Annotated in this window: 12 protein-coding genes; 7 read left to right on the top strand and 5 right to left on the bottom strand. The window is 71.8% G+C overall.

Going from position 1 to position 14,772, the window contains the following annotated elements; translation table 11 throughout:
* The first annotated feature begins 133 nt into the window (after nucleotides 1–133).
* The 4 genes from CW359_RS16895 (at nucleotide 134) to CW359_RS16880 (ending at nucleotide 2,794) form a co-directional block, all read left to right on the top strand.
* Nucleotides 134–766 carry an AIM24 family protein gene (locus CW359_RS16895; protein ID WP_105970765.1) on the top strand — a complete coding sequence of 211 codons (633 nt, stop codon included), beginning with the start codon at nucleotides 134–136 and terminating at the stop codon, nucleotides 764–766.
* 1 nt (nucleotide 767) lies between these two features.
* Nucleotides 768–1,418, top strand: coding sequence for an AIM24 family protein (locus CW359_RS16890; RefSeq protein WP_105970764.1), 651 nt, complete (start codon nucleotides 768–770; stop codon nucleotides 1,416–1,418).
* 38 nt (nucleotides 1,419–1,456) lie between these two features.
* A complete protein-coding gene (locus CW359_RS16885; RefSeq protein ID WP_408647488.1) occupies nucleotides 1,457–2,212 on the top strand; it encodes an AIM24 family protein in 756 nt (251 codons plus the stop codon).
* A 105-nt stretch (nucleotides 2,213–2,317) separates the two neighbouring features.
* The gene (locus CW359_RS16880; RefSeq protein WP_105970762.1) at nucleotides 2,318–2,794 is read left to right on the top strand and encodes a MarR family winged helix-turn-helix transcriptional regulator; all 477 of its coding nucleotides are present in this window, start codon (nucleotides 2,318–2,320) and stop codon (nucleotides 2,792–2,794) included.
* Nucleotides 2,795–2,804: 10 nt separating this feature from the next.
* Here the strand turns inward: CW359_RS16880 and CW359_RS16875 are convergent, their stop codons facing one another.
* Together CW359_RS16875 and CW359_RS16870 are read right to left on the bottom strand one after the other, a co-directional pair.
* Nucleotides 2,805–4,331 (bottom strand): sensor histidine kinase, encoded by a 1,527-nt coding sequence (locus CW359_RS16875; RefSeq protein WP_105970761.1) that lies wholly within the window; start codon nucleotides 4,329–4,331, stop codon nucleotides 2,805–2,807.
* Nucleotides 4,328–4,993 carry a response regulator transcription factor gene (locus tag CW359_RS16870; protein ID WP_105970760.1) on the bottom strand — a complete coding sequence of 222 codons (666 nt, stop codon included), beginning with the start codon at nucleotides 4,991–4,993 and terminating at the stop codon, nucleotides 4,328–4,330. Before CW359_RS16870 ends, CW359_RS16875 begins: the two co-directional genes overlap by 4 nt.
* Before the next feature lie 128 nt (nucleotides 4,994–5,121).
* Between CW359_RS16870 and CW359_RS16865 the strand changes: the two genes are divergently transcribed.
* The gene (locus CW359_RS16865; RefSeq protein WP_105970759.1) at nucleotides 5,122–5,739 is read left to right on the top strand and encodes a PepSY domain-containing protein; all 618 of its coding nucleotides are present in this window, start codon (nucleotides 5,122–5,124) and stop codon (nucleotides 5,737–5,739) included.
* A gap of 76 nt (nucleotides 5,740–5,815) precedes the next feature.
* Here the strand turns inward: CW359_RS16865 and CW359_RS16860 are convergent, their stop codons facing one another.
* From CW359_RS16860 to CW359_RS16845, 3 genes are all read right to left on the bottom strand, one after another.
* Nucleotides 5,816–7,057, bottom strand: coding sequence for an MFS transporter (locus CW359_RS16860; RefSeq protein WP_105970758.1), 1,242 nt, complete (start codon nucleotides 7,055–7,057; stop codon nucleotides 5,816–5,818).
* Nucleotides 7,058–7,752: 695 nt separating this feature from the next.
* Nucleotides 7,753–8,709, bottom strand: coding sequence for a methylmalonyl Co-A mutase-associated GTPase MeaB (meaB, locus tag CW359_RS16850; RefSeq protein WP_105970757.1), 957 nt, complete (start codon nucleotides 8,707–8,709; stop codon nucleotides 7,753–7,755).
* 36 nt (nucleotides 8,710–8,745) lie between these two features.
* Nucleotides 8,746–9,948 carry an acetyl-CoA C-acetyltransferase gene (locus CW359_RS16845; RefSeq protein ID WP_105970756.1) on the bottom strand — a complete coding sequence of 401 codons (1,203 nt, stop codon included), beginning with the start codon at nucleotides 9,946–9,948 and terminating at the stop codon, nucleotides 8,746–8,748.
* A 147-nt stretch (nucleotides 9,949–10,095) separates the two neighbouring features.
* On the opposite strand from CW359_RS16845, the gene mce reads away from it, so the two are divergent.
* Together mce and scy are read left to right on the top strand one after the other, a co-directional pair.
* Nucleotides 10,096–10,536: a methylmalonyl-CoA epimerase gene (gene mce / locus CW359_RS16840; RefSeq protein ID WP_105970755.1), complete on the top strand. Its 441-nt coding sequence runs from the start codon at nucleotides 10,096–10,098 to the stop codon at nucleotides 10,534–10,536.
* A gap of 243 nt (nucleotides 10,537–10,779) precedes the next feature.
* A complete protein-coding gene (gene scy, locus CW359_RS16835) occupies nucleotides 10,780–14,628 on the top strand; it encodes a polarized growth protein Scy (RefSeq protein WP_105970754.1) in 3,849 nt (1,282 codons plus the stop codon).
* The last annotated feature ends 144 nt before the right edge of the window (nucleotides 14,629–14,772 follow it).

Here is a 14,772-nt window from a genome sequence, read left to right as displayed (position 1 = left end):
TGGCATTCGCGGCCCGGGCGGCCGGGGCGGGGGTGGGACCCCGAGAACCGCCCTAGGGGGAGGTTCAGGGACGATCTCCACCTTCGGGATCTGTTGCCGGGGGTGCCCGGGAGGCTACCTTCCCTCCGTGGCGATGTTTCGACTTCAAGGCAGCAAGGTGCTCGCCGTCGACATGACCGGAGACGCCGTGAAGGCGAAGAACGGCTCGATGGTGGCGTACGACGGGCAGATGGACTTCAAGAAGCTCAGCGGCGGCGGTGAGGGCATCCGGGGGATGGTCACCCGTCGGATCACCGGTGAGCAGATGACCCTGATGGAGGTGAAGGGGCACGGGACGTGCTGGTTCGCCGACCGCGCCTCCGAGATCAATCTCGTCGGCCTCCAGGGGGACAAGCTCTACGTCGAGTCGAGCAACCTCCTGGCGACCGACTCGGGCCTGCGCACGGGCACGTCGTTCACGGGCATGCGCGGCGCGTCCACGGGCAACGGCCTGTTCACGACGACCGTCGAGGGACACGGCCAGGCGGCGATCATGTCGGACGGGCCTGCGGTGGTGCTGCGGGTGAGCCCGCAGTTCCCGCTGACGGTCGACCCGGGTGCGTACATCGCGCACCAGGGCAACGTCCGGCAGTCCTTCCAGTCCGGTGTGACGTTCCGCACGTTCATGGGCGAGGGCGGCGGCGAGGCCTTCCAGATCCGCTTCGAGGGCGACGGCCTGGTCTACGTCCAGCCCAGTGAGCGCAACACGATCGCCGGGGATGTGTGACATGCCCTTCCGTGAGATCAACTCCAAGATGGTCGAGGCGACCGTCATGCCCGGCCAGCGGCTGTTCAGCCAGCGCGGGGCGATGCTCGCCTACAAGGGCGAGGTGTCCTTCACGCCCAACATGCAGGGCGGCCAGGGCGGGATCATGTCGATGATCGGCCGCCGGGTGGCCAATGAGGCGACGCCGCTGATGACGGTCGAGGGCAGCGGCACGGTCCTGTTCGGGCACGGCGGCCACCACATCCAGGTCATCCAGCTCGCCGGGGACACCCTGTGCGTCGAGGCGGACCGCCTCCTCGCCTTCGACGGCACCCTCCAGCAGGGCACGATGTTCATGGGCTCGCAGGGCGGCGTCATGGGCATGGTCCGGGGCCAGATGACGGGCCAGGGCCTGTTCACCACCACCCTCAAGGGCCACGGCGCGGTCGCCGTGATGGCCCACGGCGGGGTCATCGAGGTGCCGATCACCCCGCAGCGCCCGGTCCATGTCGACCCGCAGGCGTACGTCGCGCACCACGGCGACGTCCGCAACAAGCTGTCCACCGCGCTGGGCTGGCGCGACATGGTGGGCCGGGGCTCGGGCGAGGCGTTCCAGCTGGAGCTGAGCGGCAGTGGTGCGGTGTACGTCCAGGCGTCGGAGGAGAAGCTGTGACCACCTACCCGGGCGCCGGGCCCGTCGTCCACGACCCGATGACGCTGCCGGTCGACGACAACGTCAACAACTACACCTTCTGCGTGGAGCTCAAGGGGAGCCAGTGGTTCCTGCAGAAGGGCAAGATGATCGCCTACTACGGGACGATCGACTTCAACGGCGTGGGACACGGCCGGCTCGACCGCCTTGTCCGTACGTCCTTTCATTCGCCTCTGCACGCGAGCGACTGGGTCGTGGCCGAGGGTTCGGGCAAGATGCTGCTCGCCGACCGGGCCTTCGACGTGAATTCGTACGATCTGGAAGACGGCAACCTGACCATTCGCTCGGGCAACCTTCTCGCTTTTCAGCCAAGTCTCGCGCTCAAGCAGTCGATCGTCCCGGGCTTCCTGACCCTCATCGGGACGGGCAAGTTCGTGGCCGCGTCGAACGGCCCGGTGGTGTTCATGGAACCCCCGATCCGGGTGGATCCGCAGGCCCTGGTCGGCTGGGCCGACTGCCCCTCCCCCTGCCACCACTACGACCACGGGTACATGACGGGCCTGATGGGCGGCCTACGTGCGATGACGGGCCTCGGCGGGGCCTCCGGCGAGGAGCACCAGTTCGAGTTCGTCGGGGCGGGCACGGTGCTGCTCCAGTCCTCCGAGACGCTGATGGCCGAGCAGGCCACGGGGGCGGTCCCGCACGAGCCCGGAGTACCGGGTGGCGGGCACGCTCCCACAGGCCACCCACAGCAACCGGGGGCACCGCGCCTTCCCGGACAGCTCGGTGACCTCCAGCGTCGCTTCGGGCTGTGAGCGGTAGTCTGCGGAGTGTGACGTCGAACATGTGCACGCCGTCACGCCACTCCGACATACCACCCTCGCTAGTTCGCCTTTCAACCTTTTAGGTAGACTTCATTCATGGAGACCGAGACGGCCACAAGCTGGCTGACCGACGCGGAGCAGTGCGCCTGGCGCACCCACCTGGAGGTCAACAGACTGCTGGCGTACCAGCTCGAAAAGGACCTGCAACCGTTCGGCCTGACGATGAACGACTACGAGATCCTGGTGAACCTCTCCGAGTCCGAGGACGTGCGCATGCGGATGAGCGACCTGGCATCCGCGACCCTCCAGTCCAAGAGCCGGCTCTCGCACCAGATCACCCGCATGGAGAACGCCAACCTGGTCCGCCGCGAGAACTGCGAGTCCGACCGGCGTGGCCTGTACGCGGTGCTCACCGAGCAGGGCATGGACACGATGAACAAGGTGGCGCCGCATCATGTGGCGTCCGTGCGGCGGCACTTCATCGATCTGCTGACCCCGGAGGCGTTGGCCGAGGTGGACAGGTCGCTGCGACCGGTCGCCCAGCATCTGCGCGGCCAGCGCGGCCGGCCGTAGAACTGCGGATCTAGACGACAGGCAGGCGGAGTTCGAACAGGGCTCCGCCTGTCGGCGCGTCCCGGACCGTGAGTGTGCCGCCGTGGCGTACGGCGACATCGCGGGCGATGGCGAGCCCGAGCCCGGCGCCTCCGTCGTCGCGGCTGCGGGCGTCGTCGAGCCGTACGAACCGCTCGAAGACCCGCTCCCGGTCGCCCTCGGGCACCCCGTCCCCGTCGTCGGCGACCGCCAGCAGGGCCGACTCGTCCTCCCGGCGCAGGGACACGACGACGGCCGACCGGGCGTGCCGCTGGGCGTTGTCCAGCAGATTGGCGACCAGCCGCCCCAACTGCCCCCGGGCCCCGGCCACTTCCACACCGGCCCCCGCTTCGAGGGTCACCCCCGCCCGCCCCTCCGCCTGCTCCCGGACCAGCTCCGCGAGGTCGAAGCGGGCGTCGGCGGGCCGCTCCCCCGCGTCCAGCCGGGCCAGCAGCAACAGGTCGGCGGCGAGGCGCTGCAGCCGTACGGTGTCCTCGACCGCGCCCTCGACGTCCAGCAACTCCGGGTGTGCGGCGCCGACTTCGAGCTGGGTGCGCAGGGAGGCGATGGGGCTGCGCAGTTCGTGGGAGGCGTCGGCGACGAACCGGCGCTGGCGTTCCACGGAGGTCTCCAGGGCGGCGAGCGTCTCGTTGGTGGTCCGGGCGAGCCCGGCGACCTCGTCGTGGGTGTCGGGTACCGGGACACGCCGGGCGAGGTCCTGGGAGGCGGTGATCGCGGCCATCTCGGCCCGGATGCCCTCGACCGGGCGCAGCGCGCGCCGGGTGACCAGCCAGGTGACGCCCGCGACGACGCCGAGCAGCAGCGGGAACCCGATCAGCATGACGGTCAACGCGGTGCTGACGGCGCTCTGTTCGGCGGAGAGGGGCGCACCGGCGTACACGGTGAGGGTGCCGTCGCCGTCGGCCTCGACGCGTACGGCGGCGAACCGGTAGTCGGCCTCGTCGCCGTCGACGGTGGCGGAGCCGTCGGTGAAGGAGACGTCGTCGTCGATCTCGCCGGCGGCGAGGGAGTCGTCGTCCCCGGTGGCTTCGGCACCGTCGGTGTCCGCGTCCGCGGTGGCTTCGGGACTGTCGGTGTCCGCGGTGGAATCGGGGCCGTCGGTGTCCGCCGTGGACTCCGAACTGCCGCTGTCCGCGCGGGAGTCGGAACTGCCGGAGCCGCCAGTGCCCGCCACTCCGGCCACCGGACGCACCGCGTCCACGCCCGTCCCGCTGATCCGCTCCAGATCCTCGCTGGCCGCGACCAGTCGCCCGTCCGCGTCGACGACCTGGACGGGCCGTTCGTCGTCGTCGAGCGACAGCTTGTCGTACGGCGTCCCGGCGGCGAGGTCGGCGGCGACCGCCCGGGCGGTGCGTTCGGCCTGGGTGCCTGCCTGGCCGCTCAGGTTGGACCAGAGGGAGAGCAGTACGGCGGTCCCGGCGGCGACCAGCGCGACCGCGACGACGAGGGTGGCGCCGAGGGTCGCCCGGGCCCGCACGGAGGCGAGGGCGCGTCTCATCGCGGCGCCTCCAGCCGGTACCCGGCGCCGCGCACGGTCCGGATGAGGGGAGCGCCGAGCTTCCGGCGCAGTGTGCTGACGTACACCTCGACGATGTTCGGGTCGCCGTCGTAGGCGAAGTCCCAGACGTGCTCCAGGATCTGCGCCTTGGACACCACCTCGCCCGCCCGCAGCACGAGCTGTTCCAGGACGGCGAACTCCTTTGCGGTGAGGGTGACTTCGTCCTCGCCGACATGGACGCGACGGGCGGCGGTGTCGAGGGTCAGCTCGCCGACGACATGGACGGGCGAGGCACCTGCCGTCCCGCGTCGGCGCAGCAGCGCTTTCACGCGAGCGACGAGGACGACGTACGAGAAGGGCTTGGTCAGATAGTCGTCGGCGCCCGTGTCCAGGCCCTCCGCCTCGTCGTACTCGCCGTCCTTCGCGGTGAGCATGAGGATCGGTACGTCGTGCCCGGCGGCGCGCAGGGCCGCGCAGACGCGGTAGCCGTTGAGGCCGGGCAGCATGATGTCGAGGATGAGGAGGTCGTACGGCGTCTCCGTCGCCCGGTGCAGTCCCTCGCGGCCGTCGTGGACGACGTCCACGGCGTAGCCCTCGGCCGTCAGACCCTTGGCGAGGGACAGGGCCAGCCGCTTCTCGTCCTCCACTATCAGCAAACGCATGCGTACAGCGTCGCAAACCCTTCCTGAAGACGCCTTCAGGTGACTTCAGGTCTGCTTCAGGCGGGCTCGGGCAGCTTGGTGGTCGTCACCCGAACGAGTACGAAGCTACCGAAGAGGCAGGAACCACTATGAAGCGGAACATCGTCATCGCCACCCTCACCGCCGTCGCCCTGGCGGGCGGCACCGTCGCGGCCTTCGCGGCGGGCGACGACGACAGGGGCGACAGGGGCGGCAGGAGCGAGGGTGCGAACGTGCGGGTCGTCTCCGACCGGGACGACGACGCGGCGGAGGACCGTGCGGCGGTCCGCGGCACGGACATCACCGCCGCCGAGGCCGTCGCCGCCGCGCTGCGGCACACGCCGGGCACGGCAGTCTCCGCCGAGCTGGACGACGACGGCGGTGACGCGGGTACGTGGGGTGTGGACGTCGTGCGGGACGACGGTGCCGAGTACGAGGTGGCGGTGTCCGGCGCCGGGAAGGTGCTCGGCGCGCAGCGGGACACGGACGAGGGGCGCGACGCCGAGGACCGGGCGGAGCTGGCGGCGCTGCGGGGTGCGGAGGTCGACGCACGGGAGGCCGCCGTCGCCGGGGCGGCGAAGGGGACGGTGACCGAGGTCGGGGCGGACGACGAGAACGGCGCCGTGGCGTGGAACGTGGAGACGGTGAAGGACGGCACGGCGAGCGAGTGGACGGTGTCGCTCGACACGGGCAAGGTCACCGAGGCCACCGAGGTCACCGGGGACTGATCTCGCCCCCGCCGCCCCTACCCATACCCATCCCTGGGGGCTGCCGCCCCCAGACCCCCTTTTATCCTCTTTGCCCTCAAGCGCCGGACGGGCTGAAAAAGCGCCCCCGAGGACGGGACCGAGCGGGGGCGGGGGCGGTGAGCGCGGCCGTCAGCAGGACGACCCCGCCGGTCAGCGCGAAGCAGACGGCCACCGGCAGCTGTCCGGCGAGGAATCCCGCCGTGGCCGAGCCGAGCGTGCTCCCGGCGTTGGTCGCCGTGTTCACCCAGGTCCCGGCCCGCACCCGCGCCTCCGGCGCCACCGCCTCGTCGGCGATGAGATACGCCGTGGTCAGCGCCGGGGCCACGAAGAACCCGGCGCCCGTCATGGCGAGGGCGAGGGTGCCGAGGCCTGGGGCGAGCCCCGCGCCGAGCAGCGCCAGCCCGAGGCCCAGCGCCAGCAGGGCGAGCCGGACCCGGGCCGACCGGCGCCAGGCGACGGCACCGTTGAGCAGCCCGCCGACGGCACTCCCGGCGGACAGCGCGGCCAGTACCCAGGCCGCGCTCGCGCCGCCATGGCCGTGCCGCCCGGCGAACACCACGACCAGCAGGTCGAGCGACCCGAGCGCCAGCCCGACCCCGGCGGCGACACCGACAGGCACCCGGACCCGGCCCAGCACCCGCGGACCACCGGCACCCTTCCCCACCCGGGCCCCACGCCCGGCGGGACGCGTCTCCCGTACCGCGGGCGAGGTCACGAACCCGGCGACACCGGCCGCCAGCAGCGCCGCCCCGACGACGATGCCGACGGCCGGCACGGCGAACCCGGCGAGAACTCCCACGAGCAACGGCCCGGAGACGAACAGCAGTTCCTCGGCAACACCGTCGAGGCTGTACGCCCGCTGCAGCAAGGCCCGATCCTGGGCGATCCTGCTCCAGACCGCCCGCATGGTCGGCCCGAGCGGCGGCACGCAGGCGCCCGCGAGGGCGGTGAGGAAGCCCAGGACGACCGCGTGCGCACCAGGCCGCCAGACGGCGACGGTCAGCAGTCCAAGTGCGGCAAGGTGGGCGAGCAGCATCGGCACGAGCGCCCGACCAGGCCCGTACCGGTCGACGAGGGCAGCCCGCACCGGGCCCAGAAGAACGACGGTGGCACCGAACAGGGCCATCACAGCACCGGCCACGGCATACGAGCCCGAGGACCGACTCACGGCGAGCATCACCGACAGCGGGACGATGCCGTACGACAGTCTGCCGAGCAGGGCGGTGGCGAAGGTGCGGCGGGCGGACGGGATACGCAGGACGGCGGCATAGGAAGGCCGCGTCGAGGTCGCGGGCATACGGAGGTTCCTCCGAAAGGCGGCGCGCCAAGAAGGCGCCGTGGCGGGCGGGGACGCCGGATCACCACGACGACGGGCTCCGCGGATGCGAGCCGGTCGCGGTGGCGCGGGGCGACACCTACGCCAAGAGGAGGAACATGCCGGTCAAGGTAGCAGCGGACGCCACGGCCCGACCACGGGGCAAACCCGCCGTCTCCGCGCGCCCGTCAACTCTGGCCAGGCCCGAGTCCAGTTCCCCCACCAGAACTCCCAGCCGCCGCCCCCCTCGCAGGTCCCCGATCCGCGTAGCAGCGGACGCCGTTTGCGGCCACGGGCAAACCCGCGGTCCCCACCCACCCGTCACCTCCGGTCAGCCCCGCGACCAGCTCCCCCGCCACAATCCGCCCCGCCCAGCACCCCCCCAGCCGCCGGTCAGCGCGCAGGTGCCCGATCCGCGCAGCAACGGACGCCATGGACCAACCACGGAACGAACCCGCCGTCCACGCCCACCCGTCACCTCCGCGACCAGTTCCCCCGCCACAAACCGCCCCCCCCGCCCCCCCCACCGCCCCCCCCCCCGCCCGGGCCCGCGCCCCCGCCCCACCCCGCCCCGCCAGCACCCCCAACCGCCGACCCCCGCGCAGGTCCCCGATCCGCTCCCGCAGCCGACGCCCAGGGGCCGGCCACGGAGCAGTCCCCCATCCCCCGCCCGCCCGTCACCTCTCGGTCAGGCCCGCGATCAGTTCGTCCGCCGCCCTGTACGCGTCCAACTCCCCCGCCACGATCCGCTCCGCCAGTGCTCCCAGCCGCCGGTCGCCGCGCAGGTCGCCGATCCGTTCCCGCAGTGCGGTCACCGCGATCGTCTCCACCTCGTGGGATGCCCGTGACCTGCGGCGTTCGGCCAGGACTCCCCGTTCTTCCATCCAGGCGCGGTGCTTCTCCAGGGCCTCCACCAGTTCGTCGATGCCCTCGTCCCGTGACGCGACCGTCTTCACGATCGGCGGGCGCCAGTCGCCGGGGGCCCGGGACTCGCCTAGGCCCAGCATGTGGTTCAGCTCGCGGGCGGTCGAGTGCGCGCCGTCCCGGTCCGCCTTGTTGACCACGTAGACGTCGCCGATCTCCAGGATTCCCGCCTTCGCCGCCTGGATGCCGTCGCCCATCCCCGGCGCCAGGAGTACGACACTCGTGTCCGCCTGTGCCGCGATCTCCACCTCCGACTGGCCTACCCCGACCGTCTCGACCAGGACCACGTCACAGCCCGCCGCGTCCAGCACGCGGATCGCCTGCGGGGCCGCCCAGGCCAGGCCGCCGAGGTGGCCCCGGGTCGCCATCGAGCGGATGTAGACGCCGGGGTCGGACGCGTGGTCCGACATTCGGACGCGGTCGCCGAGCAACGCGCCGCCCGAGAACGGCGACGACGGGTCGACGGCGAGTACGCCGACCCGTCGGCCCTGGCGTCGGTACGCCGTCACCAGGGCCGACGTCGATGTCGACTTGCCGACACCTGGTGATCCCGTGAGGCCGACCACGTACGCGTTGCCCGTCAGCGGCGCCAGTGCCGCCATCACCTCGCGGAGTTGTTCGGACGCCCCCTCCACCAGGGAGATCAGCCTGGCCACGGCCCGCGGCCGGCCTTCCCGGGCCTGCGCCACCAGCGTGGGGACGTCCTGCATCACAACTCCGTTCCGATCGCCGTGCCGTACGAGCACCTACGCCTTGGGTACCCGCACGATCAGCGCGTCACCCTGGCCGCCGCCCCCGCACAGGGCCGCCGCGCCGACACCTCCGCCGCGCCGCTGCAGTTCGAGGGCCAGGTGCAGGACCAGGCGCGCGCCGGACATGCCGATCGGGTGACCCAGGGCGATCGCACCGCCGTTGACGTTCACCCGATCCGTGGACACGCCGAGGTCCTTGATTGACTGCACGGCGACCGCCGCGAAGGCCTCGTTGATCTCGATCAGGTCAAGATCCTCGACGCTCAGGCCCTCCTTCTTCAAGGCGTGCTGGATCGCGTTGGACGGCTGCGACTGGAGGGAGTTGTCCGGGCCCGCCACATTGCCGTGCGCGCCGATCTCGGCGATCCACTCCAGGCCCAGTTCCTCGGCCTTCGCCCTGCTCATGACCACTACCGCCGCCGCACCGTCCGAGATCTGCGACGACGTGCCCGCCGTGATCGTGCCGTCCTTCGTGAACGCCGGGCGGAGCTTGCCCAGCGACTCCGTCGTCGTCTCCGCCCGGATGCCCTCGTCCTGGCTGAAAACGATCGGTTCGCCCTTGCGCTGCGGGATCTCGACCGGCGTGATCTCCGCTTCGAACACGCCGTTCTTCTGCGCCGCCGCCGCACGCTGGTGGGAGAGGGCGCCGATCTCGTCCTGCTCGGGGCGCAGCAGGCCCAGGCGGGTGTTGTGCTTCTCCGTCGACTCGCCCATGGCGATGTTCTCGAAGGCGTCGGTGAGACCGTCGTACGCCATCGCGTCGAGCATCTCGATCGCGCCGTACTTGAAGCCCTCACGGGACTTGGGGAGCAGGTGCGGGGCGTTCGTCATCGATTCCTGGCCACCGGCCACGATCACGTCGAACTCGCCCGCGCGGATCAGCTGGTCCGCCAGCGCGATCGCGTCCAGGCCCGACAGACACACCTTGTTGATGGTCAGCGCCGGGACGTTCATCGGGATGCCGGCCTTGACCGCCGCCTGGCGGGCCGGGATCTGGCCCGCGCCGGCCTGGAGGACCTGGCCCATGATCACGTACTGCACCTGGTCGCCACCGATCCCCGCACGGTCGAGGGCGGCCTTGATCGCGAAGCCGCCGAGGTCGGCTCCGGAGAAGGTCTTCAGCGAGCCCAGCAAGCGTCCCATGGGCGTACGTGCGCCCGCGACGATCACCGAGGTGGTGCTTTTGGTTCCTGACATGAGGAGCGATCCCCTTTCAGCTGGGGAGCTGAGGAGTGTGAACGAGGGTTTACCTGAATGTACTGAGCAGTACCCCCTCCGTCATCGGGCCGTCGGTGTGATCGCGCGCACGTTGCGTAACCACCGTATGAGCGCTGCACTGACACCATGCTGACGCGAATCGACCACATCGGGATCGCCTGTTTCGACCTCGACACGACCGTCGAGTTCTACCGGGCCACGTACGGCTTCGAGGTGTTCCACTCCGAGGTCAACGAGGAGCAGGGCGTACGCGAGGCCATGTTGAAGATCAACAACACGGACGACGGCGGCGCCTCCTACCTCCAGCTCCTGGAACCGACCCGCGAGGACTCCGCCGTGGGCAAGTGGCTGGCCAAGAACGGGGAGGGCGTGCACCACATCGCTTTCGGTACGGCGGATGTGGATGAGGACGCCGCGGACATCCGCGGGAAGGGCGTACGCGTTCTGTACGAGGAGCCACGGATCGGCTCCATGGGGTCGCGGATCACCTTCCTGCATCCGAAGGATTGCCACGGAGTACTGACAGAACTGGTCACTTCGGCGGCTGTTGAGTCACCTGAGCACTGACCCTCGTACATATGGGCCGGTAGGGTTGGGGACGGCCGCTGCCGTGTTGTCGGGCAGCGGTCCGGGTCCTGGTGTGTGGAGGTGCGGGATCCGAGGGCCGGGGTACAGGTTTCGGGGGCCGAGGGTGGGTGCGGGAGTCCGTGCTTCGCCGTTGATCTGACACCATTCCCCGGGAGCCCCGTTCGGCGGACGGACGTGGCTCGTTCGGAGAAGGTTGCGACCAGGGACGGATGGGACCGCGCAGTGCGGGGCTACGAACGCCAGGAGCGAGAGCCGGCGGCTGACGTCGACCACCTCTCTCGGTTCGAGGCCGAGATGGAGCGGCTGAAGACCGAGCGGGAAAAGGCGATTCAGCACGCCGAGGACCTCGGCTACCAGGTCGAGGTGCTGCGCGCCAAGCTTCACGAGGCGCGTCGCACTCTCATGTCCCGGCCCGCCTATGACGGCGGTGACATCGGCTATCAGGCCGAGCAGTTGCTGCGGAACGCGCAGATCCAGGCGGACCAGCTCCGCCAGGACGCCGAGCGCGAGATGTCGCAGGCGCGCGCCCAGACCCAGCGCATCCTCCAGGAGCACGCCGAGCAGGCGGCCCGGCTGCAGGCCGAGCTGCACCAGGAGGCGGTCACCCGGCGCCAGCAGCTCGACCAGGAGCTGGCCGAGCGGCGGCAGACCGTCGAGTCGCACGTCAACGAGAACGTGGCGTGGGCCGAGCAGTTGCGGGCCCGCAGCGAGTCCCAGGCGCGCCGGCTCGTCGACGAGTCGCGGTCCGAGTCCGAGCAGGCGCTGGCCGCCGCCCGGGCCGAGGCCGAGCGGGTCGCGAACGAGGCCAGGCAGCGGCTGCAGAGCGAGGCCGAGGCCGCCCGCGCGGAGGCCGACCAGCTGCTGCGCCGGGCCCGTGCCGAGGCCGACCGGCTGCTGAACAGCGCGACCTCCGAGGCCCGCGAGGCCGCCGACCACGCCGAGCAGCTGCGCAGCTCCACGGTGACCGAGTCGGACAGCGCCCGCCGCCAGGCCACCGAGCTGAGCCGGACCGCCGAGCAGCGGCTGCAGGAGGCCGAGGCCGCCCTGCGCGAGGCCCGCCTGGAGGCCGAGAAGGTCGTCACCGAGGCCAAGGAGAGCGCGGCCAAGACGACCGCCAGCGCCGAGTCCGCCAACGAGCAGCGCACGCGTACGGCGAAGGAGCAGGTCGCCCGGCTCGTCACCGAGGCCAGCCAGGAGGCCGAGGCCACCAAGGCGTCCGCCGAGGAGGTCGTCGCAGACGCCAAGGCGAAGGCCGAGAAGATCGTCGCGGAGGCCGAGGAGACCGCCCGCAGCCTCACCGCCGAGGAGACCGCCTCCCAGCTCGCCAAGGCGGCCCGTACGGCAGAGGACGTACTCAACAAGGCGTCCGAGGAAGCGAAGTCGACCACCAAGGCGGCCACCGAGGAGGCCGAGCGCATCCGCGCGGAGGCCGAGTCCGAGGCGGACCGGCTGCGCGCCGAGGCGCACGACATCGCCGAGCAGCTCAAGGGCACGGCGAAGGACGACACCAAGGAGTACCGCGCCAAGACCGTCGAGCTTCAGGAAGAAGCCCGGCGGCTGCGCGGCGAGGCCGAGCAGCTGCGCGCCGACGCGGTCGCCGAGGGCGAGCGCATCCGCGCGGAGGCCCGCCGGGAGGCCGTCCAGCAGATCGAGGAGGCGGCCAGGACCGCCGAGGAGCTGCTCGGCAAGGCGAAGGCCGACGCGGACGAGACGCGCCAGACCGCCCAGACGGACAGCGAGAAGGTCCGTACGGAGGCCATCGAGCGCGCGACGTCACTGCGCCGGCAGGCCGAGGAAACCCTGGAGCGCACCCGCAAGGAGGCCGAGCAGAGCCGTGTGGAGGCCGTCGAGCTGGCCGAGGTCATCGCAGCCGACGCCGAGCGGGCCGCACGCGAGCTGCGCGAGGACACCGAGCGGGGCATAGAGGCCCGCCGCGACGAGGCCGCCGCCGACCTGAACCGGCTGCACACCGAGGCCGAGGACCGGCTCAACGCCGCCGAGGAGGCGCTCACCGACGCCCGCGCGGAGGCCGACCGGTTCCGCCGCGAGGGCTCCGAGGAGTCGGAGCGGCTGCGTTCCGAGGCCGCCGAGCGGATCCGCGGCCTCCAGGCGCAGGCCGACGCGGAGATCCAGCGGCTGCGCGACGAGGCGGCTGCGGACGCGTCGGCGTCCCGGGCGGAGGGCGAGGCCATCGCCGTACGCCTGCGGTCGGACGCGGCGGCCGAGGCCGAGCGGCTGAAGTCGGAGGCCCAGGACACCGCCGACCGGGTACGGGCGGAGGCGCAGGCCGCCGCCGAGCGACTGGCGACGGAGGCGTCCGAAACGCTGGCCGCCGCCCAGGAGGAGGCGACCAGGCGGCGCCGCGAGGCCGAGGAGACCCTCGGTTCCGCCCGCCAGGAGGCCGACCAGGAGCGCGAGCGGGCCCGCGAGCAGAGCGAGGAGCTGCTGGCGTCGGCGCGCAGGCGCGTGGAGGACGCCCAGACCGAGGCCGTACGGCTGGTCGAGGAGGCGGACCGGCGGGCGAGCGAGATGGTGTCGGCCGCCGAGCAGCACGCCCAGCAGGTGCGGGAGTCGGTGTCGGGGCTGCACGAGCAGGCCCAGGAGGAGATCCAGGGGCTGCGGTCCGCCGCCGAGCACGTCGCCGACCGGATGCGCCGCGAGGCGTCCGAGGAGGCCGACCGGGTCCGGGCCGACGCCTACTCCGAGCGGGAGCGGGCCTCGGAGGACGCGAGCCGGGTGCGGCGCGAGGCGTCGGAGGCCTCCGAGCACGCCAAGGCGCTCGCCGAGCGCACGGTGGGCGAGGCACTCGCCGAGGCCGACCGGGTGCGCCAGGACGCCGCCGCGCACGCCCAGCGGGTGCGTACGGAGGCGTCGGACACCATCGCGAACGCCGAGCAGGACGCGTCGCGCAGCCGGGCGGAGGCCCGCGAGGACGCCAACCGGATCCGTTCGGACGCGGCGACGCAGGCCGACACCCTGATCACCGAGGTGACGGCGGAGGCTGAGCGGCTCACCGACGAGACCAACGCCGAGGCGGAGCGGGTCCGGGCCGAGTCCGTGGCCAAGGCCGAGCAGCTGATCTCGGACGCGACCGGGGAGGCGGAGCGGCTGCGCGCCGAGGCCGCCGACACGGTCGGTTCGGCCCAGCTGCACTCGGAGCGGGTCCGGGCCGAGTCCGAGCGGGTCAGGTCGGAGGCGGCGGCGGAGGCCGACCGGCTGATGTCGACCGCCCGCGACGAGGCGGACAGCACGCTGGACGAGGCCCGCAAGGAGGCCAACAAGCGGCGCTCCGAGGCGGCCGAGCAGGTCGACACGCTCATCACGGAGACGGCCGCCGAGGCAGACAAGCTCCTCTCGGAGTCGCAGCAGGCGGCCCAGAAGACGACCGCGGAGGCGGAGGCGCAGGCCGACTCGATGGTGGGCGCGGCCCGCAACGAGGCGGACCGGCTGGTGTCCCAGGCGACGGCGCGGGGCAACTCGACGGTGGAGAAGGCCCGTACGGACGCGGACGAGCTGCTCGTCGGCGCGCGCCGGGACGCCACCGCCATAAGAGAGCGGGCGGAGGAGCTGCGCGACCGGATCACGGCGGAGATCGAGAGCCTGCACGAGCGGGCGCGTCGTGAGGCCGCCGAGACGATGAAGTCGACCGGCGACCGCTGCGACGCGCTGATCACGGCCGCCGAGGAGCAGCTCGTCAAGGCCGAGCTGAAGGCCAAGGACCTGGTCTCGGAGGCGAACTCCGAGGCGGGCAAGGTCCGGATCGCCGCCGTCAAGAAGGCCGAGGGGCTCCTCAAGGAGGCCGAGCAGAAGAAGGCCACGCTGATCCGCGAGGCCGAGGAACTGCGCGCCGAGGCGATCCGCGAGGCGAAGGCCACGGTCGAGGAGGGCAAACGCGAGCTGGAGATCCTCGTCCGCCGCCGCGAGGACATTCAGGCGGAGATCTCCCGTGTCCAGGACGTCCTGGAAGCGTTGGAGTCTTTCGAGGCCCCGTCGGCGAACAAGGACGGCGGCGTCAAGGCGGGCGCTGCGGCCGGCATCACTCGTACGGGTGGCAAGTCGTCAGATGGCTAGCTCGGAGGGCGCGTTGCGTGCATTCTGTGTGGCTTTCTGGGGTCTTTGACCAATTCTTTGGCAAGCCGTCCGCCGGTTAGCCACTCAAAAGGGGCCTGATTCTCCATATCAATCGGGCTTCTGCTCTATGACACGCCGCTTGGC

The organism is Streptomyces geranii (genome assembly GCF_002954775.1).
Lineage (GTDB): Bacteria > Actinomycetota > Actinomycetes > Streptomycetales > Streptomycetaceae > Streptomyces > Streptomyces geranii.
Note: the sequence above shows the minus strand (reverse complement) of the source record. Positions and strands in the feature narration are given on the sequence as shown.

Coding starts and splice junctions, on each gene's coding strand:
- CW359_RS16895 (WP_105970765.1), top strand. CDS start 134: ATGTTTCGACTTCAAGGCAGCAAGGTGCTCGCCGTCGACATGACCGGA.
- CW359_RS16890 (WP_105970764.1), top strand. CDS start 768: ATGCCCTTCCGTGAGATCAACTCCAAGATGGTCGAGGCGACCGTCATG.
- CW359_RS16885 (WP_408647488.1), top strand. CDS start 1,457: ATGACGCTGCCGGTCGACGACAACGTCAACAACTACACCTTCTGCGTG.
- CW359_RS16880 (WP_105970762.1), top strand. CDS start 2,318: ATGGAGACCGAGACGGCCACAAGCTGGCTGACCGACGCGGAGCAGTGC.
- CW359_RS16875 (WP_105970761.1), bottom strand. CDS start 4,331: ATGAGACGCGCCCTCGCCTCCGTGCGGGCCCGGGCGACCCTCGGCGCC.
- CW359_RS16870 (WP_105970760.1), bottom strand. CDS start 4,993: ATGCGTTTGCTGATAGTGGAGGACGAGAAGCGGCTGGCCCTGTCCCTC.
- CW359_RS16865 (WP_105970759.1), top strand. CDS start 5,122: ATGAAGCGGAACATCGTCATCGCCACCCTCACCGCCGTCGCCCTGGCG.
- CW359_RS16860 (WP_105970758.1), bottom strand. CDS start 7,057: ATGCCCGCGACCTCGACGCGGCCTTCCTATGCCGCCGTCCTGCGTATC.
- meaB (WP_105970757.1), bottom strand. CDS start 8,709: ATGCAGGACGTCCCCACGCTGGTGGCGCAGGCCCGGGAAGGCCGGCCG.
- CW359_RS16845 (WP_105970756.1), bottom strand. CDS start 9,948: ATGTCAGGAACCAAAAGCACCACCTCGGTGATCGTCGCGGGCGCACGT.
- mce (WP_105970755.1), top strand. CDS start 10,096: ATGCTGACGCGAATCGACCACATCGGGATCGCCTGTTTCGACCTCGAC.